Source organism: Streptomyces dangxiongensis (assembly GCF_003675325.1).
Taxonomy (GTDB): domain Bacteria; phylum Actinomycetota; class Actinomycetes; order Streptomycetales; family Streptomycetaceae; genus Streptomyces; species Streptomyces dangxiongensis.
In genome coordinates this window covers 5818172-5840159 of sequence record NZ_CP033073.1, presented here as the reverse complement: position 1 = coordinate 5840159, position 21988 = coordinate 5818172, and the positions used below count along the sequence as shown (strand labels likewise).

19 protein-coding genes are annotated in these 21988 nt (G+C 71.4%); 2 read left to right on the top strand and 17 right to left on the bottom strand.

Annotated features, from left to right (window positions below):
- Positions 1-137: 137 nt before the first annotated feature.
- From D9753_RS26360 to D9753_RS39080, 5 genes are all read right to left on the bottom strand, one after another.
- The gene (locus D9753_RS26360; RefSeq protein ID WP_121791304.1) at positions 138-1724 is read right to left on the bottom strand and encodes a Na+/H+ antiporter; all 1587 of its coding nucleotides are present in this window, start codon (positions 1722-1724) and stop codon (positions 138-140) included.
- A gap of 184 nt (positions 1725-1908) precedes the next feature.
- A complete protein-coding gene (locus tag D9753_RS26355) occupies positions 1909-2373 on the bottom strand; it encodes a GNAT family N-acetyltransferase (RefSeq protein WP_121791303.1) in 465 nt (154 codons plus the stop codon).
- The gene (locus D9753_RS26350; protein WP_121789249.1) at positions 2370-3314 is read right to left on the bottom strand and encodes an RluA family pseudouridine synthase; all 945 of its coding nucleotides are present in this window, start codon (positions 3312-3314) and stop codon (positions 2370-2372) included. Before D9753_RS26350 ends, D9753_RS26355 begins: the two co-directional genes overlap by 4 nt.
- A gap of 90 nt (positions 3315-3404) precedes the next feature.
- Positions 3405-4040: a signal peptidase II gene (gene lspA, locus D9753_RS26345; protein ID WP_121789248.1), complete on the bottom strand. Its 636-nt coding sequence runs from the start codon at positions 4038-4040 to the stop codon at positions 3405-3407.
- A 67-nt stretch (positions 4041-4107) separates the two neighbouring features.
- On the bottom strand, positions 4108-4704 hold the full coding sequence (locus D9753_RS39080; protein ID WP_338057991.1) for a TraR/DksA family transcriptional regulator: 597 nt from the start codon (positions 4702-4704) through the stop codon (positions 4108-4110).
- A gap of 58 nt (positions 4705-4762) precedes the next feature.
- Between D9753_RS39080 and D9753_RS39075 the strand changes: the two genes are divergently transcribed.
- Together D9753_RS39075 and ileS are read left to right on the top strand one after the other, a co-directional pair.
- Positions 4763-5062 (top strand): hypothetical protein, encoded by a 300-nt coding sequence (locus D9753_RS39075; RefSeq protein ID WP_338057990.1) that lies wholly within the window; start codon positions 4763-4765, stop codon positions 5060-5062.
- Positions 5063-5764: 702 nt separating this feature from the next.
- On the top strand, positions 5765-8941 hold the full coding sequence (gene ileS, locus D9753_RS26330) for an isoleucine--tRNA ligase (protein WP_121789246.1): 3177 nt from the start codon (positions 5765-5767) through the stop codon (positions 8939-8941).
- A gap of 314 nt (positions 8942-9255) precedes the next feature.
- On the opposite strand, the gene D9753_RS26325 is transcribed toward ileS, so the two are convergent.
- The 12 genes from D9753_RS26325 to D9753_RS26270 all read right to left on the bottom strand — a co-directional run bounded on the left by D9753_RS26325 (position 9256) and on the right by D9753_RS26270 (position 21985).
- Positions 9256-10548: a DivIVA domain-containing protein gene (locus D9753_RS26325; RefSeq protein WP_121789245.1), complete on the bottom strand. Its 1293-nt coding sequence runs from the start codon at positions 10546-10548 to the stop codon at positions 9256-9258.
- Positions 10549-10600: 52 nt separating this feature from the next.
- On the bottom strand, positions 10601-10891 hold the full coding sequence (locus tag D9753_RS26320) for a YggT family protein (protein WP_121789244.1): 291 nt from the start codon (positions 10889-10891) through the stop codon (positions 10601-10603).
- A 59-nt stretch (positions 10892-10950) separates the two neighbouring features.
- The gene (locus tag D9753_RS26315; RefSeq protein ID WP_121789243.1) at positions 10951-11592 is read right to left on the bottom strand and encodes a cell division protein SepF; all 642 of its coding nucleotides are present in this window, start codon (positions 11590-11592) and stop codon (positions 10951-10953) included.
- A gap of 128 nt (positions 11593-11720) precedes the next feature.
- A complete protein-coding gene (locus D9753_RS26310; protein WP_121789242.1) occupies positions 11721-12440 on the bottom strand; it encodes a YggS family pyridoxal phosphate-dependent enzyme in 720 nt (239 codons plus the stop codon).
- A gap of 6 nt (positions 12441-12446) precedes the next feature.
- Complete coding sequence (gene pgeF / locus D9753_RS26305; protein WP_121789241.1) at positions 12447-13175, bottom strand: peptidoglycan editing factor PgeF; 729 nt, start codon at positions 13173-13175, stop codon at positions 12447-12449.
- Complete coding sequence (ftsZ, locus tag D9753_RS26300; RefSeq protein WP_121789240.1) at positions 13172-14383, bottom strand: cell division protein FtsZ; 1212 nt, start codon at positions 14381-14383, stop codon at positions 13172-13174. The genes pgeF and ftsZ overlap by 4 nt, the downstream gene beginning before the upstream one ends.
- 280 nt (positions 14384-14663) lie before the next feature.
- Positions 14664-15458, bottom strand: coding sequence for a cell division protein FtsQ/DivIB (locus D9753_RS26295; RefSeq protein ID WP_121791302.1), 795 nt, complete (start codon positions 15456-15458; stop codon positions 14664-14666).
- Positions 15459-15538: 80 nt separating this feature from the next.
- A complete protein-coding gene (gene murG, locus D9753_RS26290) occupies positions 15539-16633 on the bottom strand; it encodes an undecaprenyldiphospho-muramoylpentapeptide beta-N-acetylglucosaminyltransferase (RefSeq protein ID WP_121789239.1) in 1095 nt (364 codons plus the stop codon).
- Positions 16634-16639: 6 nt separating this feature from the next.
- A complete protein-coding gene (gene ftsW / locus D9753_RS26285; protein ID WP_121789238.1) occupies positions 16640-18019 on the bottom strand; it encodes a putative lipid II flippase FtsW in 1380 nt (459 codons plus the stop codon).
- 68 nt (positions 18020-18087) lie between these two features.
- A complete protein-coding gene (gene murD / locus D9753_RS26280) occupies positions 18088-19530 on the bottom strand; it encodes a UDP-N-acetylmuramoyl-L-alanine--D-glutamate ligase (RefSeq protein WP_205614269.1) in 1443 nt (480 codons plus the stop codon).
- Positions 19512-20582, bottom strand: coding sequence for a phospho-N-acetylmuramoyl-pentapeptide-transferase (mraY, locus tag D9753_RS26275; protein WP_121789236.1), 1071 nt, complete (start codon positions 20580-20582; stop codon positions 19512-19514). Before mraY ends, murD begins: the two co-directional genes overlap by 19 nt.
- A complete protein-coding gene (locus tag D9753_RS26270; protein WP_121789235.1) occupies positions 20582-21985 on the bottom strand; it encodes a UDP-N-acetylmuramoyl-tripeptide--D-alanyl-D-alanine ligase in 1404 nt (467 codons plus the stop codon). Before D9753_RS26270 ends, mraY begins: the two co-directional genes overlap by 1 nt.
- Between the last annotated feature and the right edge of the window lie 3 nt (positions 21986-21988).

Genomic DNA, 21988 nt, shown 5'->3' with positions numbered 1-21988 from the left:
CCGGCCCGGGGGCCGGGGGCCCGACCGCTGCAGCCGCAGCCTCCGCGACACAGGTCCCCGAGCCTGCGGCTGCGGCTGCGGCTGCGGCTGCGGCTGCGGCTGCGGCTGTCACGGATCGCCGCGGCCACCGGAACGGGTCACCGCATGCTGCGCACGTCGAGGTGGCGCAGCACCCGGTCCACGATCTCCGGATTCGCGCCGGGCTCGCTGCGCGCCGCCAGTACCTCGTGCCGCGCCGCGCTGAGCATCTCGTCCTGGATGCGCCGCACCCGCTTGAGCCGCCTGACCCGCTGGTGCTGCGCCTTCCGGCGCTCCTCCTCCCCCATGTCCGGACTGATCCGGATGCCGATGTCGAAGGCGCGCCGCAGCATCTGCTCGGAGAGGTCGTCGGGCAGGTCCTCCACCTGCTCGATCTCCCGCAGCCTGCGCTTCGCCGCCTTCGCGGCCCGCACCGCGAGTTCCTTCTCGAACTCCTTCTCCCCCTCGGAGTCGGCCCGCACGCCCAGCCGCCTCACCAGCCACGGCAGCGTCAGCCCCTGCACCACCAGCGTGGCGATGATCACCCCGAAGGCGATGAACACGAGCACGTCCCGCTGCGGGAAGGGCGAACCGTCGTCGGTCTTCAGCGGGATCGCGAGGACCAGCGCCACGGAGGCCACCCCGCGCATCCCGGACCACCACATGACGACGGTCTCCCGCCAGCTAACCGGGATCTCCTCCTCGTAGTTCCGGCGGGCGTGCAGCCGCTTGGTCAGCCAGGTGGCCGGCAGCAGCCACAGCAGCCGTACGACGACCACCACGCCCACCACGGCCGCCGACCAGCCCAGCAGCTCGCCCCAGCGCCCGCGGCCCGTGTGGATGGCGTTGTGCAGCTCCAGGCCGATCAGCCCGAAGGCGACCCCCGTGACGAGGGTGTCGATGATGTCCCAGAAGGCGTGCCCGGCCAGCCGGGTCATCACGTCGTCGGCGTCGGTGGCGTACTCGGCGAGGAACAGAGCCGTGGTGAGCACGGCGAGCACCCCGGAGCCGTGCAGCTTCTCCGCCAGCACGTAGGAGGCGTACGGCACCAGCAGGGTCATGCCGATCTGGAGGGTCGGGTCGCCCAGCAGGTCCATCAGCCTGTTCGCGCCCCAGCCCAGCACCAGCCCCACGGCCACCGCGACGACGGCGGACAGCACCAGGTCGAGCCCGGCCCGCCAGGGCGAGAAGGAGCCGCTCAGGGCGGCGGCGATCGCCACGTGGTAGAGCACGATGGCCGTGACGTCGTTGAAGAGGCCCTCGCCCTCCAGGATGGACACCAGGCGGCGCGGCAGCCCGAGCTGTCCGGCGACACTGGTCGCGGCGACCGGGTCGGGCGGCGCGATCAGGGCGCCCAGCGCGACGGCGGCGGCGATCGGCAGCCCGGGCACGATCGCGCGGGCGATCAGCGCCACGCACACCGTGGTCACGAACACCAGGGCGACGGCCAGCAGGAAGATCGGACGGACGTTGGCCGCGAACTGCCGCCAGGAGGTCCGGCGCACGGCGGCGTAGAGCAGCGGGGGCAGCAGCGCGGGCAGGATCAGGTCGGGCGGGATGTTCACGTCGGGCACGAAGTCGGCCACCGCCAGGGCCCCGCCGAACAGGGTCATCAGCACGGGCGCCGGCACCCCGAACCGGTCCCCGACCGGGACGCTCACCAGGGCCCCGAGCAGCAGGGCGAACAACAGGGCCAACTGATCCACGGACTGCGCTCCGGGCTCGACGATCACACGGCAGACCTCTAGCCTGCCACGACGCCGCCGCCCCGGCCGTACCGACGTCTCCCGGACCGCGCACCCGTCCCGCCGGGCGGCGGGGCTACCGGGAGCGGTGGGCGGGGGCTACGGGGAGTGGCGGGCGGGGGCTACGGGGAGTGGTGGGCGGGGGCTACAGGGCGCGGCGCATCGCCCGGTGCGGTATGCCGGCGTCCGGGAACTCCGGGCCGTACGCCACGTATCCCAGCCGCTCGTAGAAGCCCAGGGCGTGGGTCTGCGCGTGCAGGTCCAGGGCGGTGAGGCCCTGTGCGCGGGCGGTGTCCTCGATGGCGCGCACCAGGGCCGCGCCGACGCCGAGCCCGCGTGCCTCCCGGGTGACGGCGAGCCGCCCCAGGGAGCCCACCGCCGGGTGTCCGCCGGTCTTCGCCGCCGCCTCGCCGTGCAGCAGCCGCCCGGTGCCCAGCGGCACTCCGTCCTCGCGGACCGCCAGGACGTGCACGGCCACGGCGTCGCGGGCGTCGTACTCGATGTCCTCGGCGACGCCCTGCTCGGCCACGAAGACCTCTTTGCGGACCGCGAAGCAGGCCTCGCGGCCGGCGAGGTCCGTCACGACCCGGACGGTGAAGCGCGGGCTCACGCCCACGTCTCCTCCCGGACCTGGTCCAGGGCCTGCCGCAGGTCCTCGGGGTAGTCGCTGGCGAACTCCACCCACTGTCCGTCGCCGGGGTGCTCGAAGCCGAGCCGGACCGCGTGCAGCCACTGACGGGTCAGGCGCAGCCGCTTGGCGAGGGTGGGATCGGCGCCGTACGTGAGGTCGCCGACGCACGGGTGGCGGTGCGCGGCCATGTGGACGCGGATCTGGTGGGTGCGGCCGGTCTCCAGCTTCACGTCGAGCAGGGAGGCGGCGCGGAACGCCTCGACGAGGTCGTAGTGGGTCACCGACGGCTTGCCGTCCGCCGTGACCGCCCACTTGTAGTCGTGGTTCGGGTGGCGGCCGATCGGGGCGTCGATCGTGCCGCTCGTCGGGTCCGGGTGGCCCTGGACCAGGGTGTGGTAGCGCTTGTCGACCGTGCGCTCCTTGAACTGGCGCTTGAGCGACGTGTAGGCGCGCTCCGACTTCGCGACCACCATCAGGCCGGACGTGCCGACGTCGAGGCGGTGCACGATGCCCTGGCGCTCGGCGGCGCCGGAGGTGGAGATCCGGTATCCGGCGGCGGCGAGACCGCCGATGACGGTCGGCCCGGACCAGCCCGGCGACGGGTGCGCGGCCACGCCGACCGGCTTGACGATCACGACGACGTCATCGTCGTCGTACACGATCTCCATGCCCTCGACCGGCTCGGCTACCAGTTGTACCGGCGCCGCCGCCTGCGGCATCTCGACCTCGAGCCAGGCGCCGCCGTGCACCCGCTCGGACTTGCCGACCACCGCCCCGTCGACCTGGACCTTGCCGGTCGCGGCCAGTTCCGCCGCCTTCGTGCGGGAGAAGCCGAACATGCGGGAGATGGCGGCGTCGACGCGCTCGCCCTCCAGGCCGTCCGGCACGGGCAGGGTGCGGATCTCGGGAATCGTGCTCACCCGTCGAGTATGCCGGACGGGTGCCCTGCCACCGAACGGGCCTGTGGAAAACCTCCCGGCCGCGGGCCCCGCGGACCGGCGTGAGCGGCCTCAGTCCTGGTGGACCGTGCCGTCCGGGTCCAGGCCGCGGAAGGACAGCAGCACGATCAGGATGCCGCCGCACACGATCGCCGAGTCGGCGAGGTTGAACACCGCGAAGCCCTGGGGCGCGATGAAGTCCACGACCTCGCCCTCGAAGATCCCCGGCGCCCGGAAGATCCGGTCGGTGAGGTTGCCGAGCGCGCCGCCCAGCAGCAGGCCGAGCGCGATGGCCCAGGGGAAGCTGTAGAGCTTGCGGGCGAGACGGATGATGACCAGGATCACGGCGGCGGCGATGAGGGTGAAGATGATCGTGAAGGCCGCGCCGAACCCGAAGGCGGCCCCCGGGTTGCGGATGGCGTGCAGCTCCAGCCAGTCGCCGACGACCCGGATCGGCGCGTGGCCCTCCAGGCGGGCGACGACGAGCATCTTGCTGATCAGGTCGACGGCGTACGCGAACGTGGCCACCGCGAACAGCACGGCGATCCGGCGCCCGCGGCCGGTCCGCCGGCCCACCGGGGCCGGCCCCTCGCTCGCACCGGCCGGACCGGACGCGCGCGGGCCGGCGGACGTTCCGGCCGCCGCAGTCCGCTCGCCGCCGTCGTCCGGGGTGTCCGGCGTACCGATGATGCGCTCCGCCTCTGCCACGTGAGTCCCTCAACCTAGGTGCCTGACTGTGGACGAGACTACGGCACACCCCCACGGCCGCCGGCGTTCAGGAGCGGCGTTCCTGCTTCTGCTTGCACTCCACGCACAGCGTGGCTCGGGGGAAGGCCTGCATGCGTGCCTTGCCGATGGGGTTGCCGCAGTTCTCGCACAGGCCGTAGGTGCCCGCGTCCAGCCGTTCCAGGGCCCGTTCGGTCTGGTCCAGCATCTCCCGCGCGTTGGCGGCCAGCGCCATCTCGTGCTCGCGCGTGATGTTCTTGGTGCCGGTGTCGGCCTCGTCGTCGCCGGCACCGTCCCCGGAGTCCCGCATCAGACCGGCGACGGACGCCTCCGACGAGCTGATCTCCGTCCGCAGCCGCCCCGCCTCGGAGTCCAGCTCCGCGCGGGCCTCCGCGACCTCTTCCGGGGTCCAGGGGTCCTCGCCGGAGCGCACCGCCAGTTCGCCGGGCTCCACGGCGGCGGCCCGCGCCTTGGGAAGGGGGCTCTGTTCCGCCGTGACCGTGCCAGGGGTCTTCTTCGCAACCACTGTCGTGGCTCCCGTCTGCTTCGCGGCCCGCGCCGCACCCGCCTTCTTGGCCGTGCTCTTGTGGGCCGTCTCCGTGGAGACGTCCTCGTGGACCGCCCGCCCGCCACCGGTCTTCCTCACCGCCGGCTCCCTGGGGGCCGCCTTGTCCGTGGCCACTTTGTCCCCGGCCACCCTGTCCGTGACCTTGTCCGCAGCCGCCTTGTCCGTGGCCGTACTCTCCGTGGCCGTCCTCGCCGTGGGCCTCCTCGCCGTGGGCTTCCTCGGCGTCGCGGCCTTCCCGGCCGCGTCCGTCACAGCCGCCTTCTTCCCGGCCGTCTCCTTCGCGACCGTTCCCTTTCCGACGGCCTGCTTCACGGGCGTCTTCCGCACGGCCGCCTTCTTCGTGCCCGTCCTCTTCACGGCGGCTCTCCCCGCCGCCCGCTCCTGCGCCTCCTCCCCGTCCTCCCCCGCTTCCCGTTCCTCCCGCACAGCCGCGTGACCGGCTGCCGGCTTCCCCGCAGCCGTCCTCCTGGTGGCAGCTTCCGGGCCCGTCCTGCCGGTCGCCGGCTGCTGTACGGCGGTCTTCTTCGCCACCATGGCCGCGGCCCCTTCACATACTGTGATCTTGCTCGCGAATCGTGCTGGGACGATAAATCGACTTGAGTCCCGCGGCAACGGGGCACACCGCCCGATTCGCCCGCCCGCACCCCCCGAGCCACGGGCCTGCATCCGTTGTGCCCAGCTCCCCGCCCGGTAATCCGTCCGGTCCGGCCCGCGCGGACACCTGCGCCCGCCCCCTCGCCATTCGGGTCACGCGGCCCGGCCCGGGCCGGGCGTCCGCACCGCGCGGAAAACCGGTCCGCCGCTGTCCGCGGGGCGCCGTACACTGGGCGGAGCGAAAAGCGTGGATGGGGACGAGTAGCGGCGTACGCAGCCCAGAGCGACCCGGGGACGGTGTGAGCCCGGGGGCGAGCGCGACGTGAAGATCACCCCGGAGCCGCCGGAAGAAAGCCGCAGCCTCAGGGCGGCGGCCAGTAGACCCGGTATCGCGACCCCAATGAGGGGGCCCACCGGCGCGTAGGGCGCGGCGGAGGGCCAAGGAGGGTGGTACCGCGGGAGCGCGCCGCACACGGCGTAGACAGGATCGATGGCTCTCGTCCCTCCGACGGAAGGCAGCAAGTCCGTTGGAGGATGCTCGCAGATGACAGCGCCGACGTACCGCCAGGTGCCCGCACAGGTCGACCTGCCCACTCTTGAGCACGCCGTGCTCGACTTCTGGCGCGAGCAGAAGATCTTCGCCAAGAGCCTGGAGCAGTCCGAGGGTCGCCCCGAATGGGTGTTCTACGAGGGCCCGCCCACCGCCAACGGCATGCCGGGCGCCCACCACATCGAGGCCCGCGTCTTCAAGGACGTCTTCCCCCGCTTCCGCACCATGCGCGGCTACCACGTGGGCCGCAAGGCCGGCTGGGACTGTCACGGCCTGCCGGTGGAGCTGGCCGTCGAGAAGGAGCTGGGCTTCTCCGGCAAGCAGGACATCGAGGCGTACGGCATCGCCGAGTTCAACGCCAGGTGCCGCGAGTCGGTGACCCGGCACACCGACGCCTTCGCCGAGCTGACGACCCGCATGGGCTACTGGGTCGACCTGGACGACGCCTACCGGACCATGGACCCCGAGTACGTCGAGTCGGTGTGGTGGTCGCTGAAGGAGATCTTCAACAAGGGGCTGCTGGTCCAGGACCACCGGGTCGCCCCCTGGTGCCCGCGTTGCGGCACCGGCCTGTCCGACCACGAGCTGGCGCAGGGCTACGAGACGGTCGTCGACCCCTCCGTGTACGTCCGCTTCCCGCTCACCTCCGGCCCGCTCGCCGGCGAGGCCGCCCTGCTGGTGTGGACGACGACCCCCTGGACCCTGGTGTCCAACACGGCGGTCGCCGCGCATCCGGAGGTCACCTACGTCGTCGCCACCGACGGCGAGGAGAAGCTCGTCGTCGCCGAGCCGCTGCTCGCCAAGGCGCTCGGCGAGGGCTGGGAGGCCACCGGCCGGAGCTTCACCGGCGCCGAGATGGAGCGCTGGACGTACCAGCGCCCCTTCGAGCTGGTGGAGTTCCCGAGCGTCAGCGAGGGAACCGACGGGCACAGCCCCCAGCCGGCGCACTACGTGGTCAACGCCGAGTACGTGACGACCGAGGACGGTACGGGCCTGGTCCACCAGTCCCCCGCGTTCGGTGAGGACGACCTCAAGGTCTGCCGCGCCTACGGCCTGCCGGTCGTGAACCCGGTCCGCCCGGACGGCACCTTCGAGGAGGACGTCCCGCTGGTCGGCGGCATCTTCTTCAAGAAGGCGGACGAGAAGCTCACCGAGGACCTGGCGCAGCGCGGCCTCCTCTTCAGGCACCTGCCGTACGAGCACAGCTACCCGCACTGCTGGCGCTGCCACACCGCGCTCCTGTACTACGCGCAGCCCTCCTGGTACATCCGCACGACGGCGATCAAGGACCGCCTCATCCAGGAGAACGAGAAGACCAACTGGTTCCCGGACACGGTCAAGCACGGCCGCTTCGGCGACTGGCTGAACAACAACATCGACTGGGCGCTGTCCCGCAACCGCTACTGGGGCACGCCGCTGCCGATCTGGCGCTGCGAGGAGGACCACCTCACCTGCGTGGGCTCCCGCGCGGAGCTGACCGAGCTGACCGGCACGGACCAGTCGGGCCTGGACCCGCACCGGCCGTACATCGACGACGTCACCTTCGCCTGCCGTCACGACGGCTGCGGGAAGACGGCCACGCGCGTACCGGAGGTCATCGACGCCTGGTACGACTCGGGTTCCATGCCGTTCGCGCAGTGGGGCTACCCGTACAAGAACAAGGAACTGTTCGAGAGCCGGTATCCGGCGCAGTTCATCTCCGAGGCGATCGACCAGACCCGCGGCTGGTTCTACACGCTGATGGCCGTCGGCACCCTCGTCTTCGACCGGTCGTCGTACGAGAACGTCGTCTGCCTGGGCCACATCCTCGCCGAGGACGGCCGCAAGATGTCCAAGCACCTGGGCAACATCCTCCAGCCGATCCCGCTCATGGACCAGCACGGCGCGGACGCGGTGCGCTGGTTCATGGCGGCCGGCGGTTCCCCGTGGGCGGCCCGCCGGGTCGGCCACAACACCATCCAGGAAGTCGTCCGCAAGACCCTGCTGACGTACTGGAACACGGTCGCCTTCCAGGCCCTGTACGCCCGCACGTCCGGCTGGGCGCCCTCCGCGGCGGACCCGGCCCCGGCCGAGCGCCCGGTGCTGGACCGCTGGCTGCTGTCCGAACTCCACGCCCTCACCGACCAGGTGACCCAGGCGCTGGAGGCGTACGACACCCAGCGCGCCGGCAAGCTGCTGTCCGCGTTCGTGGACGACCTGTCCAACTGGTACGTCCGCCGTTCGCGCCGCCGCTTCTGGCAGGGCGACAAGGCCGCGCTGCGCACCCTGCACGAGGTGCTGGAGACGGTCACGAAGCTGATGGCGCCGATCACGCCGTTCATCACCGAGCGGGTGTGGCAGGACCTGGTCGCGCCGGTCACGCCGGGCGCGCCCGAGTCCGTGCACCTGGCGCCGTGGCCCGAGGCGGACCTGTCCGCGATCGACCCTGAGCTGTCGCGGCAGATGGTCCTGGTCCGCCGGCTGGTGGAGCTGGGCCGCGCCACGCGCGCGGAGTCGGGCGTCAAGACGCGTCAGCCGCTGTCCCGTGCGCTGATCGCGGCCACCGGCTTCGAGTCCCTCCACCCGGAGCTGCACGCGCAGATCACGGAGGAGCTGAACGTCGAGGGGCTGGCCTCGCTCAGCGAGGTCGGCGGCAGCCTGGTCGACACGACCGCCAAGGCCAACTTCCGGGCGCTGGGCAAGCGGTTCGGCAAGCGGGTGCAGGACGTGGCCCGGGTGATCGCCGGTGCCGACGCCGCCGCGCTGTCCCTCGCGCTGCGTGCGGGCACCGCGTCCGTGGAGGTCGACGGGGAGACGGTCACCCTCGCTCCCGACGAGGTCATCATCACGGAGACCCCGCGCGAAGGCTGGTCGGTGGCCTCCGACTCCGGTGCCACGGTCGCCCTCGACCTGGAGATCACCGAGGAGCTGCGGCAGGCAGGCCTGGCCCGCGACGCGATCCGGATGATCCAGGAGGCCCGCAAGAACAGCGGCCTGGACGTGGCCGACAGGATCGCCCTGCGGTGGACCTCGACCGACCCCGCCGTCATCGCCGCACTGTCCGAGCACAGCGCCCTGATCGCCGAGGAGGTCCTCGCGACCGACTTCGCCCAGGGCGAGGCGGACGGCACCTACGGCGACGCCTTCACCGACGAGGGCCTGTCCCTGACGTTCCGGCTGCGCCGGGCGTAGGCGCCCAGGCGTACGGAAGGGCCCGGTCTCCGGCAAGGAGACCGGGCCCTTCCGCGTGAATCGCCGGACCAGAGGTTCCCGCCCGGGTACCGGGCCGTGGGCTACCGCCCGGACGCCGGGCCGTGGGCTCCCGTCGGGATACCGGACCGGGCCTTCCGCCCGGATGCCGGCCGGTCCCGTCACCGCCGCGCGGTGTCCCGCACCCCGACGGCCGACGCGGGCGACCCACGCAAAAGGGGCGGGCCCCCGGACCGAAGTCCGGGGGCCCGCCCCTTGGGCGCTGCCGACGCCGTTGTCGTACTAATGCCCGGTGCTCAGTTGTCGTCCTCGTCGATCAGGAACCCGCGCATCGGCGAGGGCGCCTGGCCCATCGGGGACGGACCCTGCGGGCGGACCGGGGCCATGGGCTGGGTCATGGCCGGGGTCATCTGCTGCTGACCGCCGTAGGACGGGCCGGAGGGGCCGGGGTTGCCGCCCATCCCCTGGTTCCCGCCGTAGGACGGGGCGCTCGCGCCGGCCGGGGCCATGGAGGGCGCCGGGGACGGCGGCAGGGACGCGGCGGCCGGAGTGCGCGGCGGGGCCAGGGAGTCGTCGGCCTGGGTCTCCAGCTGACGCAACTGCGACTCGAGGTACGACTTCAGCCGCGTGCGGTACTCGCGCTCGAAGCCGCGCAGGTCCTCGACCTTGCGCTCCAGCGTGGCGCGCGCGGACTCCAGGGAGCCCATGGCGACGCGGTGCTTCTCCTGCGCGTCCCGCTCCAGGGCGTCGGCCTTGGCACGGGCGTCCCGCTCCAGACCCTCGGCGCGGCTGCGGGCCTCACCGACGATCTTGTTGGCCTCGGAACGGGCCTCGGCGATCGCCTGGTCAGCGGTCTGCTGGGCCAGCGAGAGGACACGGGCGGCGCTGTCGCCACCGGGGCCCTGACCGTGGCCGCCCATGGGGCCGCCCATCGGACCGCCCATCTGCTGCTGCATGGGCGGCTGACCACCCATGTGGCCCTGTCCCATGGAGCCCTGACCCATCGAACCCTGGCCCATGGAGCCCTGACCCATGGAACCCTGGCCCATGGAGCCCTGACCCATGGAACCCTGGCCCATGGAGCCCTGACCCATGGAACCCTGACCCATCGGACCCTGACCCATCGGGCCGGGACCCTGCGGGCCACCCTGACCGCCGGGGCCGGCGGGCAGCTGCGGGGCACCGCTCGGCAACTGGGGCGGACCACCCATGGGGCCGCCCATCTGCTGCTGCGGCGGGCCCGATATGCCGGCGGGCACCGGTGCGCCGGGACCTCGCATGCCCTGCTGGGGCATCCCCTGCTGAGGCATGCCCTGCTGCGGCATCCCCTGCTGGGACATCCCCTGCTGGGGCATCCCCTGCTGCTGCTGGTCCTGCTCCGGAGGCTTGCGCATGTTCTGCTGGTTCTGCGCGGCCGCGCGCGTGGCCGCGGCCAGTTTGGCGCGCAGGTCCTCGTTCTCGCGGAGCAGACGGGTCAGTTCGGCTTCGACCTCGTCGAGGAAGGCATCGACCTCGTCCTCGTCATAGCCTTCTCGGAGGCGGACGGTCGTGAACTGCTTGTTCCGCACGTCCTCGGGGGTCAACGGCATCTCTTCACCTCAACGTAGTCATCGGCAGTCGGCAAGACCGTATCGTCCATCCTCATCTCACGAAGTGCTGCGCAATGGAGATGAGGACGTAAACGATGATCATCAGTACGAAGAAGGACAGGTCGAGCGCCACGCCCCCGAGACGCAGCGGCGGGATGAACCGCCGCAGAAGCTTCAGCGGTGGATCGGTGACAGTGTAGGTGGCCTCCAGTACGACCACCATCGCCTTGCCGGGTTGCCACGAGCGGGCGAACTGGAACACGTAATCCATGACCAGTCGGAAGATGAGCACGACGAGGAACACCATCAGCGCGATGTAGATCACCTGCGCGAACACGCTCATGGCCTGCGGTTCCCTCTCCCCTGCTCCGTGCTTTCCGTACTGCGGTCCGGTCCTGCGTCTCAGCTCTGGTTGAAGAACCCGCCCTCTGCGATGCGGGCCTTGTCCTCCGCCGTGACATCGACGTTAGCAGGAGACAACAGGAACACCTTCTGCGTCACCCGCTCGATGCTGCCGTGAAGACCAAACACCAAACCTGCCGCAAAGTCGACAAGTCGCTTCGCGTCTGTGTCGTCCATCTCAGTCAGATTCATGATCACCGGGGTGCCCTCACGGAAGTGTTCCCCGATGGTACGGGCCTCGTTGTAGGTCCGCGGGTGAAGCGTGGTGATCCGGTAAGGCTCTCGTTCCGACACGACCTTGGGCATGATCACCGGTGCGTTCTTCTCCAGGGACTGACGTTCTTGTGTGATGGATGCCACGGGCGCGATCCGCGCCGGGCGTCCGGATTCCGCGGCGAGCGAAGTCGAACGGGCCACCGGCTCGCGCGGCGCGGGCGGTTGCGCGATTCGCACCTCTTCGTCCCTTTGGGACTGATGCGCACCATGCGGCTGATGTGACGGTTCGTGCCGTCGGTGGTCCCGCTCGGGCTCCGGGTCCAGCTCGGGCTCGAAGTCGTCGTCGGGGTCGAATCCGCGGCCGTCGTACCCATCGTCCTCCACGAGGCCGAGGTAGACCGCCATCTTGCGCATCGCGCCGGCCATGCTCTGAGTCCTCCGCTCTGTGGTGGATCGACTGACGACTGCCAAATGCCCGCGATCCACGTGGTCGTTGTGCCCGCCTTGACGGGCACTGACCATATTTTCTGCTGTGGTCCGACTTCCTGGCGACGTTACCCGAGCCTGGGGCGGACTCCGAGTACCGCACTGCCGACGCGTACATGTGTCGCCCCGGCGGCCACGGCCTGTTCGAGGTCCGCACTCATCCCTGCCGACACCATGGTTGCAGCCGGATGGGCCCGGCGCAGGTCGGTCGACAAATCCATGAGCCGTGCGAACGCGGCCTGTTCGCGTCCCGCGTATTCCCCGGTGAGCGGAGCGACGGTCATCAGGCCGTCGAGCCGCAGTCCGGGCGCGGCGGCCACGAGGTCGGCCAACTCTTCGATTCCGTCCGGGCCGACGCCACCGCGCTCGCCCCGGCCGTCCGCCCCCGCGTCGAGCGCGACCTGGAGGAGGCAGCCCACCTCGCGCTCCGCCCGTACCGCCTCCCTCGACAGCGCGGCGACGAGCCGGGAACGGTCGACAGACTGCACGATGTCGGCGTAACCGACCACGGAACGAACTTTGTTGGTCTGCAACTGACCGACGAAGTGCCACGTCAGGGGCAGATCCGCGCACGCGGCGGCCTTCGGGGCCGCGTCCTGGTCGCGGTTCTCGGCGACTTGGCGCACGCCGAGGCCGGACAGGATCCGCACATCGCTCGCCGGGTAGGTCTTGGTGACCACGATCAGGGTCACCTCGTCCCGCTCGCGCCCGGCCGCCGCACACGCGGTGGCGATGCGCTCCTCCACCTTCGCCAGATTCGCGGCGAGTTCCGTCTTACGGTCCGTCATGCCCGATCAGTCCAGCCACACATAGCCGGCGAGTCGCCCCGTGGTGCGGTCGCGGCGGTACGAGAAGTGGTCCTGCGACTCCAGCGTGCACACCGGCGACTGCGCCCGGTCGCACACCCCGAGCCCAGCGAGCTGCGCGTGCACGCCGGCGCTCACGTCGACCGCGGGCGTGCCCCAGCTCGTCTCGGCGTGCGCCGCCGGTTCGACGGCGGCCACCTCGGCGCGCATCGCCTCCGGCACCTCGTAGCACCGGCCGCAGACGGCCGGTCCGGTACGGGCGACGATCCGGTCCGGTACGGCGCCGAGTTCGACCATGGCCCGTACGGCGGCGGGGACGATCCCCCGGACCAGGCCGGGCCGGCCCGCGTGGGCCGCGGCGGCGACCCCGGCGACGGGGTCGGCCAGCAGTACCGGCACGCAGTCGGCGGTGAGGACGGCGAGGGCGAGTCCGCGCCGGGCGGTGACGACCGCGTCGGCCTCCGGCACCGGACGCCCGCCCCACGGCGCGTCCACCACGACGACGTCGGCGCCGTGCACCTGCTGCATCCAGACCACCGAAGCGGCGTCCAGACCGAGCGACTCGGCCGCCAGCTCCCGGTTGGTCCCCACGGACTCCGGGGCGTCGCCGACCGCGCCGCCGAGGTTCAGCGCCTCGTACGGAGCGGCGCTCACCCCGCCCCACCGGTCGGTGAAGGCGAAGTGCGCGCCGCTCACGCTCTCGCGCCGTCCTATCACTTGAGGAAGTCCGGGACGTCCAGCTCCTCGGCCGTGCTGTCCACGTAGGCGGGTCGCGGCGCCGGCGTGACCGGCGGCGGGACCGGGATGTCGGCCACCGGCTCGGGCGCCGGCTCCGGCTCCTCCTTCGGCTTCACGCTGCCCAGCGAGCCGAAGGACGGACGGCTGGGCTCGCTCGGCCGCACCGGCGCGGGCTCCTCGCGGCGGGTGGGCGCCGAGCCGGAGGCCGAGCCGAGGACGTTGTCCCGGCGGGCCGGCGGCTGGCCGCCGTCGAAGCCGGCCGCGATCACGGTGACCCGGACCTCGTCGCCCAGGGCGTCGTCGATGACGGCGCCGAAGATGATGTTGGCCTCGGGGTGCGCGGCCTCGCTGACTAGCTGGGCGGCCTCGTTGATCTCGAACAGGCCGAGGTCGGAGCCGCCGGAGATGGAGAGCAGCACGCCGCGGGCGCCGTCGATGGAGGCCTCCAGCAGCGGGGAGGAGATCGCCATCTCGGCCGCGGCCACCGCGCGGTCGTCGCCGCGGGCCGAGCCGATGCCCATGAGAGCCGAACCGGCCTCGGACATGACCGACTTGACGTCGGCGAAGTCCAGGTTGATCAGGCCGGGCGTGGTGATGAGGTCGGTGATGCCCTGCACACCGGAGAGCAGGACCTGGTCCGCGGACTTGAAGGCGTCCAGGACCGAGACCTGGCGGTCCGAGATGGACAGCAGCCGGTCGTTGGGGATGACGATGAGGGTGTCGACCTCTTCGCGGAGTTCCGCGATGCCGTCCTCGGCCTGGTTCGCGCGGCGCCGTCCCTCGAAGGTGAACGGGCGCGTGACCACGCCGATGGTAAGGGCGCCCAGATTGCGCGCGATGTTGGCCACGACGGGCGCGCCGCCGGTGCCGGTGCCGCCGCCCTCGCCGGCCGTCACGAAGACCATGTCGGCCCCCTTGAGGACCTCCTCGATCTCCTCGCGGTGGTCCTCGGCGGCCTTGCGGCCGACGGCCGGGTTGGCTCCGGCGCCGAGTCCGCGGGTGAGTTCGCGGCCGACGTCGAGCTTGACGTCGGCGTCGCTCATCAACAGCGCCTGTGCGTCGGTGTTGATGGCGATGAACTCGACGCCCTTGAGACCGACCTCGATCATCCGGTTGATGGCATTGACACCACCGCCGCCGACACCGATGACCTTGATGACTGCGAGGTAGTTCTGCGGTGCTGCCACGTCGAAGGCCTCTCGCCTCGAATTACGTTGTCGCCGCCGTGCGGTTGCCCCGCACCGGGACGACGGATGCCGAATGGGACGGTCCGTAGCGCCGACCCGAACCCTAACCTTGAAGTTTAGGGTTACCAGTGTGTCTGTTCCCTGGAGTCTTCTGAACAGGACACTAAGTCGACAAGTGGCGCCCGTTCAACGAACACGCCGAACCTCCCGTTTTTCTTTTCACCCTATGTGATCAGCCATAGCAGTGCCCAACCAGGGTGCTGGCCTGCGCTGATGTGCGTCAACTCCCCGATGACGCAGGGGCGGTGGGAACGGTGACATCAAAGTGCCGTGCGCCGGGAACTGCTTTCATGAGAGCCGTGAGGGCCCGTGCCTTGGCGCTGCCGTTCTCGCCGCTGCCCCATGCCACCGTGCGCCCGTCGCCCCACTCCAGCGAGATCGCGTCGTAGGAGCGGACTTGGACGGCCCGGGTGGCCCTGAGCACGGGCTCCGGCAGGTCACCGGCGACCCGGACGGCCTCACGCACCAGCCGGTCCATGCCGAAGCGCCGGAAGCTCGCGGCGCCGGGTCCCTTGCGGGAGGCGGACATCTCCAGCGCCGGAACGCCTTTCGGCGCCCGTGAAACCGTGGCGAACCGGACACCTTCGTCATCGACCTCGACGAAGTTCCCGCCCTTTCGGACAAGTAGAACCGGAGTGCGCTCGATCACTTTCAGGCCGATTCCATGAGGCCAGGAACGAACCACGTCTACGGTGTCAATTCGGGGCAATTTCCGGCGGAGCCGGGCTTCGACGGCGTCCGTGTCGGCGGAGACCATCGGCTCCCCGACGGGCACGGCCGCCGCCTCGCGCACCTGGGCGGGGGTCAGCACCCGCGTCCCGGACACCGAGACGTGGTCCACCCGCAGCCATGCGGAGCCGTACAGCGCCCAGGCGACGCCGGCCCCGAGAAGTACGAGGAGGGCCGCGAGGGCGGCGAGCACCAGAAGGCGCCGCCTCCTGGTCCGGGAAGCGGGCGGCGGGCCGGACGACTCCTGCCGGCGTTCACCGCGCTCGGCGGTCGTCGGTCCGGCCACGCTCACTCCTTTTCCGGGCCCGGTTCACCTCCGGGGCGCCCCCAGCCGGTGCGCGCCCCGTCGGCCCACCCGCCCATGCCTTACTGCTGACGGCGCGAGGCGATCGCCTCGTACACCATGCCGACGAGCAGGTCGTCGGCGTCCCGGCGGCCGAACTCGCTTGCCGAGCGGGACATCTCGTACAGCCGGTGGGGGTCGGCGAGCACGGGCAGGACGTGTCGCTGCACCCACTCGGGCGTCAGTTCCGCGTCGTCGACGAGGAGTCCGCCGCCGGCCTTGACCACCGGCTGGGCGTTCAGCCGCTGTTCACCGTTGCCGATGGGCAGCGGGACGTACGCGGCCGGCAGCCCGACGGCGGAGAGTTCGGCGACGGTCATCGCGCCCGCGCGGCAGAGCATCATGTCGGCCGCCGCGTACGCGAGGTCCATCCGGTCCAGATAACTTACCGGGATATAGGGGGGCATTCCCGGCATCTGCTGCACCTGCGGCAGTTCGTTCTTCGGTCCGACCGCGTGCAGGATCTGGATCCCGGCCTGCTGGAGCCAGGGAGCGACCTGCTGGACCACCTCGTTGAGGCGCCGGGCGCCCTGGGAACCGCCGGAGACCAGCAGCGTGGGCAGGTTCGGGTCGAGCCCGAAGCGGGCGCGGGCCTCCGGGCGTACGGCGGCGCGGTCCAGGGTGGCGATGGAGCGGCGCAGCGGGATGCCGATGTAGCGGGCGTCACGCAGCTTGCTGTCCGGGGTCGAGACGGCGACCCGGGCCGCGTACCGCGAGCCGATCTTGTTGGCCAGGCCCGGCCGGGCGTTGGCCTCGTGGATCACGATGGGCACACCGAGCCGCTTGGCGGCCAGGTAGCCAGGCAGGGCGACGTAGCCGCCGAAACCGACCACGGCGTCCGCCTTGGTGCGCTCCAGGATCTGCTCGGCCGCCTTGATCGTGCCGCGCAGCCGGCCCGGGACGGTGATCAGCTCGGGTGTGGGCTTGCGGGGCAGCGGCACCGCCGGGATCAGCGCCAGCTCGTAGCCGCGCTCCGGGACGAGCCGGGTCTCCAGGCCGCGCTCCGTGCCCAGGGCCGTGATCCCCACGGTGGGGTCCTGCCTGCGCAGGGCGTCCGCGAGGGCGAGCGCGGGCTCGATGTGGCCGGCGGTCCCCCCACCGGCGAGTACGACATGCACCGAAATTCACCGCTCTCCGGACGTACGCGCCGCCGAGGCACGCCGTCGCATCGTGTTCCATCTCCGTGGCCCCCGGCCGGACACACGTCCGGCACCGGAGCCTCCCGCCCGCTTTCTACCAAAGCGAGGTTGCCGCGTCGCGAGCGCCGCCCGCGCAGCGGGCTCGTCGCGTGCGAAGGCGATCAGCAGCCCGATGGCGAACATGGTCGGCAGCAGGGCGGAACCTCCGTAGGAGAACAGCGGGAGGGGGACACCGGCGATCGGCAGCAGACCGAGCACCGCACCGATGTTGATCACCGCTTGGGCGGTGATCCAGGTGGTCACGCCTCCCGCGGCATACCTCACGAAGGGGTCCTCCGTGCGTCCGGCCACGCGGATACCCGCATAGCCTAGAGCCGCGAACAGGGCGAGCACCGACAGCGTCCCCGCGAGGCCCAGCTCCTCGCCGGTGACGGCGAAGATGAAGTCGGTGTGGGCCTCCGGGAGTTGACCCCATTTTTCCACACTCGCGCCGAGTCCGGAGCCGAAGAACCCGCCCGAGGCGAGGGCGTAGATGCCGTGCACGGCCTGCCAGCAGTCGGCGACCCCGGTCTTCGGCTCGGTGGCGCCGATGCAGGCGAGGCGGGCCATCCGGTTGGGGCTGGTCTTGATGAGGACCACACCGATCAGGGCGGCGGCCGACAGCACGCCCGCGAACAGCCGGGTCGGCGCGCCCGCGAGCCACAGCAGGCCGAACAGGATCGCCGTGAGGATGATCGCGGTGCCCATGTCGCCGCCGAGCATGATCAGCCCGAGCAGCAGGAACGTGACCGGAACCAGCGGCACCAGCATGTGCTTCCACTGGGTCAGCAGCCTCCTCTCCTGCTTGCGGGCGATCAGGTCCGCGCCCCACAGCACCAGGGCCAGCTTGCCGAACTCGCTGGGCTGGATCTGGAAGGAGCCGCCGAGCGAGATCCAGTTCTGGTTGCCGTTGACCGCCATCCCTATCCCGGGCACCTGCACCAGGGCCATCAGGAAGACGGCGCCGGCGAGGATCGGGTAGGCCAGGGCACGGTGCAGTTTCACCGGCATGCGGGAGGCGGCGAACAGCAGTGCGCCGCCGATGAGCGCGGCGAGGAACTGCTTGCGGAAGAAGTACGACCCCGGCAGCGACAGTTGCAACGCGGTGATCTGGGAGGCCGAGTAGACCATCACCAGACCGAGCACGGTGATCAGGACGCTGCCGCCGGCGATCAGGTAGTAGGCGGTCAGCGGCCGGTCCCAGGCCCTGCGCGCGCGCGTGCAGAACCGCTGGACGGGGTTCTCGCGCGGGGGCCGGGGAACGGCGGGACGCGGGCGCCGGGGCGCCCGTTGCACGGGCGGCCGGCCGGTTCGGCTACTGGGCATCGGCGCCTCCACTGAACGTCGACCGTCCCACGCGTCCCTCCCAAGATCCGCCCGGCGGGCGGCCGGGGTCAGGCTCCGAGTTCGCGGACCGCCGCCGCGAACGCGTCACCGCGCTGGTTGTAGTTGGTGAACATGTCCATCGAGGCGCAGGCCGGGGCCAGCAGCACCGTGTCGCCGGGCCGAGCCAGCCGTTTCGCCTCCGTCACCGCCTGGAGCATCGCCCCAGTGTCGGTCCGGTCGAGGTCGACGACGGGTACTTCCGGGGCGTGTCGCGCGAGGGCCTCACGGATCAGTGCCCGGTCGGCGCCGATCAGAACGGCTCCGCGCAGTCGCTTCGCCGACCTGGCGACCAGTTCCCCGAAGGTCGCGCCCTTCGCCAGACCGCCCGCAATCCATACGATCGGTTCATATGCCGCCAACGAGGCTTCCGCCGCGTGGGTGTTGGTCGCCTTGGAGTCGTCGACGTACGCCACCCCGTCGATGTCGGCCACGTGCGCGATGCGGTGGGCGTCGGGCCGGAAGGCCCGCAGGCCGTCGCGGACGGCCGTCGCGGGCACGCCGAAGGCGCGCGCGAGGGCCGCCGCCGCAAGGGCGTTGGCGATGTTGTGCGGGGCCGGCGGGTTCACGTCGGAGACCTGGGCCAGCTCCTGCGCGTTCTTCTGCCGGTTCTCCACGAAGGCCCGGTCGACCAGGATGCCGTCCACCACGCCGAGTTGGGAGGGTCCGGGCGTGCCCAGGGTGAACCCGACGGCCCGGCAGCCCTCTTCGACGTCGGCCTCGCGCACGAGGTCCTCGGTGGCCCGGTCGGCGGCGTTGTAGACGCAGGCGACCCGGTTCCCCTCGTAGATACGGCCCTTGTCGCGCGCGTACGCCTCCATGGAACCGTGCCAGTCCAGGTGGTCCGGTGCGAGGTTGAGGACGGCCGCCGAGTGGGCGCGCAGGGAGGGCGCCCAGTGGAGCTGGTAGCTGGAGAGTTCCACGGCGAGGACGTCGTGGCGCTCCTCGCCGAGGACCGCGTCCAGCAGGGAGACGCCGATGTTGCCGACGGCGGCCGTGCGCAGGCCCGCCGCCGTCAGGATGGAGGCGAGCATCTGGACGGTCGTGGTCTTGCCGTTGGTGCCCGTGACGGCCAGCCAGGGGGCCGCGTCGGGGCCGCGCAGCCGCCAGGCCAGCTCCACGTCGCCCCAGACGGGCACGCCCGCCTCACCGGCCGCCAGGAACAGCGGCTTGTCCGGCTTCCAGCCGGGCGCGGTGACGATCAGCTCGGTGCCCTCGGGCAGGGTGGCCCCGTCGCCGAGGCGCACGGTGATGCCGAGCGCCTCCAGCTCCGCGGCCTGTTCCCGCGCGCGGGCGTCGTCGCCGTCGTTGACGACCGTGACGAGCGCCCCGCGCGCGTGCAGCGCCTTCGCCGCCGGGATCCCGGAGACGCCGAGCCCGGCGACGGTGACGTGCCTGCCCTGGAACGCGAAGGTCTCTGAAGGCGCCGAGGAGGTCACTTGTCCGCTGCCCATCCCGCGTAGAAGAGGCCCAGTCCGACGATCACACAGATGCCCTGGATGATCCAGAAGCGGACCACCACGAGTACCTCGGACCAGCCCTTGAGTTCGAAGTGGTGCTGGAGTGGCGCCATCCGGAAGACGCGCTTGCCGGTGAGCCGGAACGAGCCGACCTGGATGACGACCGACATGGTGATGAGGACGAACAGGCCGCCCATGATGGCCACCAGCAGCTCCGTGCGGGAGAGGATGGCCAGGCCGGTGAGGACACCGCCGAGCGCGAGCGAACCGGTGTCGCCCATGAAGATCTTCGCCGGCGAGGTGTTCCACCACAGGAAGCCCAGGCAGGCGCCCATCAGCGCGGAGGCGACCACGGCGAGGTCCAGCGGGTCGCGTACCTCGTAGCAGGCGCCCGGGTTGGTCAGGGTGCCCGCGTTGGCGCAGGACTCCTGGAACTGCCAGACGCCGATGAAGGTGTAGGCGCCGAAGACGAGGACGGAGGCGCCGGTGGCGAGGCCGTCCAGACCGTCGGTCAGGTTCACGCCGTTCGACATCGCGAGGATCATGAACAGCGCCCAGACGACGAACAGCACCGGGCCGAGCGACCAGCCGAAGTCGGTGATGAACGACAGCTTGGTGGAGGCCGGGGTGTTGCCGCGCGCGTCGGAGAACTGGAGCGACAGCACGGCGAAGGCGATGCCGACGATGAGCTGGCCGGCCATCTTGGCCTTGGCCCGCAGGCCCAGCGACCGCCGCTTGACGATCTTGATGTAGTCGTCGAGGAAGCCGACCAGACCCATGCCGGCCATCAGGCCGAGGACCAGCAGTCCGGAGTAGGTGGGGGGGTAGCCGGTGATGAGCTTGCTCAGGAAGTACGCGGCGATCGTCGCCAGGATGAAGGCGATACCGCCCATGGTCGGCGTGCCGCGCTTGCTGGCGTGCTCGCGCGGGCCGTCGTCACGGATGTACTGGCCGTAGCCCTTGCGGGCGAGGAGCTTGATCAGCAGCGGGGTGCCGACCAGGGTCAGGAAGAGGCCGATGACTCCCGAGAACAGGATCTGCTTCATCATCGGGCATCGACCCCGCCCTCGGCACCGGCCTCGGTGAGCGCCTGGGCCACGCTCTCCAGCCCCACCGACCGGGACGCCTTCACGAGTACGACGTCCCCCGGGCGCAACTCGCTGCGCAACAGGTCGATCGCCGCCTGTGCGTCGGACACGTGCACCGACTCCTCACCCCACGAACCCTCGTTATATGCGCCCAGTTGCAGCCAGGAGGCCTCAATCCCCCCGACGGCGACGAGCTTGCTGACGTTGAGCCGGACGGCGAGCCGTCCGACGGCGTCGTGCTCGGCGAGCGTCTCGTCCCCCAGCTCGGCCATCTTGCCGAGCACCGCCCACGTGCGGCGCCCCTTGCCCATGGCCGCGAGCGCCCTGAGGGCGGCCCGCATGGACTCGGGGTTGGCGTTGTAGGCGTCGTTGACGATGGTCACGCCGTCCGGGCGCTCGGTGACCTCCATGCGCCAGCGGGAGAGGGAGCCCGCCTCGGAGAGCGCGGTGGCGATCTCCGCTGCGGACATGCCCAGCTCATGGGCGACGGCGGCCGCGGCGAGCGCGTTCGACACGTGATGCTCACCGTACAGGCGCATCGTCACATCGCTTGCACCGGAGGGTGTGTGAAGCCTGAAGGCGGGCTGTCCGCTGTCCGTGAGTCGTACGTTCTCGGCGCGTACGTCCGCTTCGGCCGACTCTCCGAAAAGGACCACCTTCGCCTTGGTACGGGAGGCCATGGCCCGCACCAGCGGGTCGTCGGCGTTGAGGATCGCCGCGCCGTCCCCGGGAAGCGCCTCCACGAGTTCGCCCTTGGCCCGGGCGATCTGCTCGCGCCCGCCGAACTCGCCGATGTGGGCGGAGCCGACGTTGAGCACCAGGCCGATCTTCGGGGGCGTCAGACCGGCGAGGTAACGGATGTGCCCGATGCCGCGGGCGCCCATCTCCAGCACGAGGAACCGGGTCTCCTCGGTGGCGGTCAGGGCGGTCAGCGGCAGCCCGATCTCGTTGTTGAGCGAGCCGGGCGTGAACACCGTCGGCGCCTTGCGCCGCAGGACCTGCGCGATGAGGTCCTTGGTGCTGGTCTTGCCGGCCGAGCCGGTCAGGGCGACGAGGGTCGCGCCGAGCCGGCGTACGACGTGCCGGGCGAGGGCGCCCAGGGCCGTCTGGACGTCGTCGACGATCGCGGGGACGCCGACCGGCCGGGACGCCAGCACGGCGACCGCGCCGTCCTGGACGACCCGGGCCGCGTAGTCGTGGCCGTCCACGCGCTCGCCGACGAACGCGGCGAACAGGCTGCCGGGCACCACCTCGCGGGAGTCCCGGACGACCGGTCCCGTGACCTGCGCGGACGGATCCGGTATGTCGTGCGTCTGCCCGCCGACGACTGCTGCGATCTCGGCGAGGGAGAGGGCGATCACAAG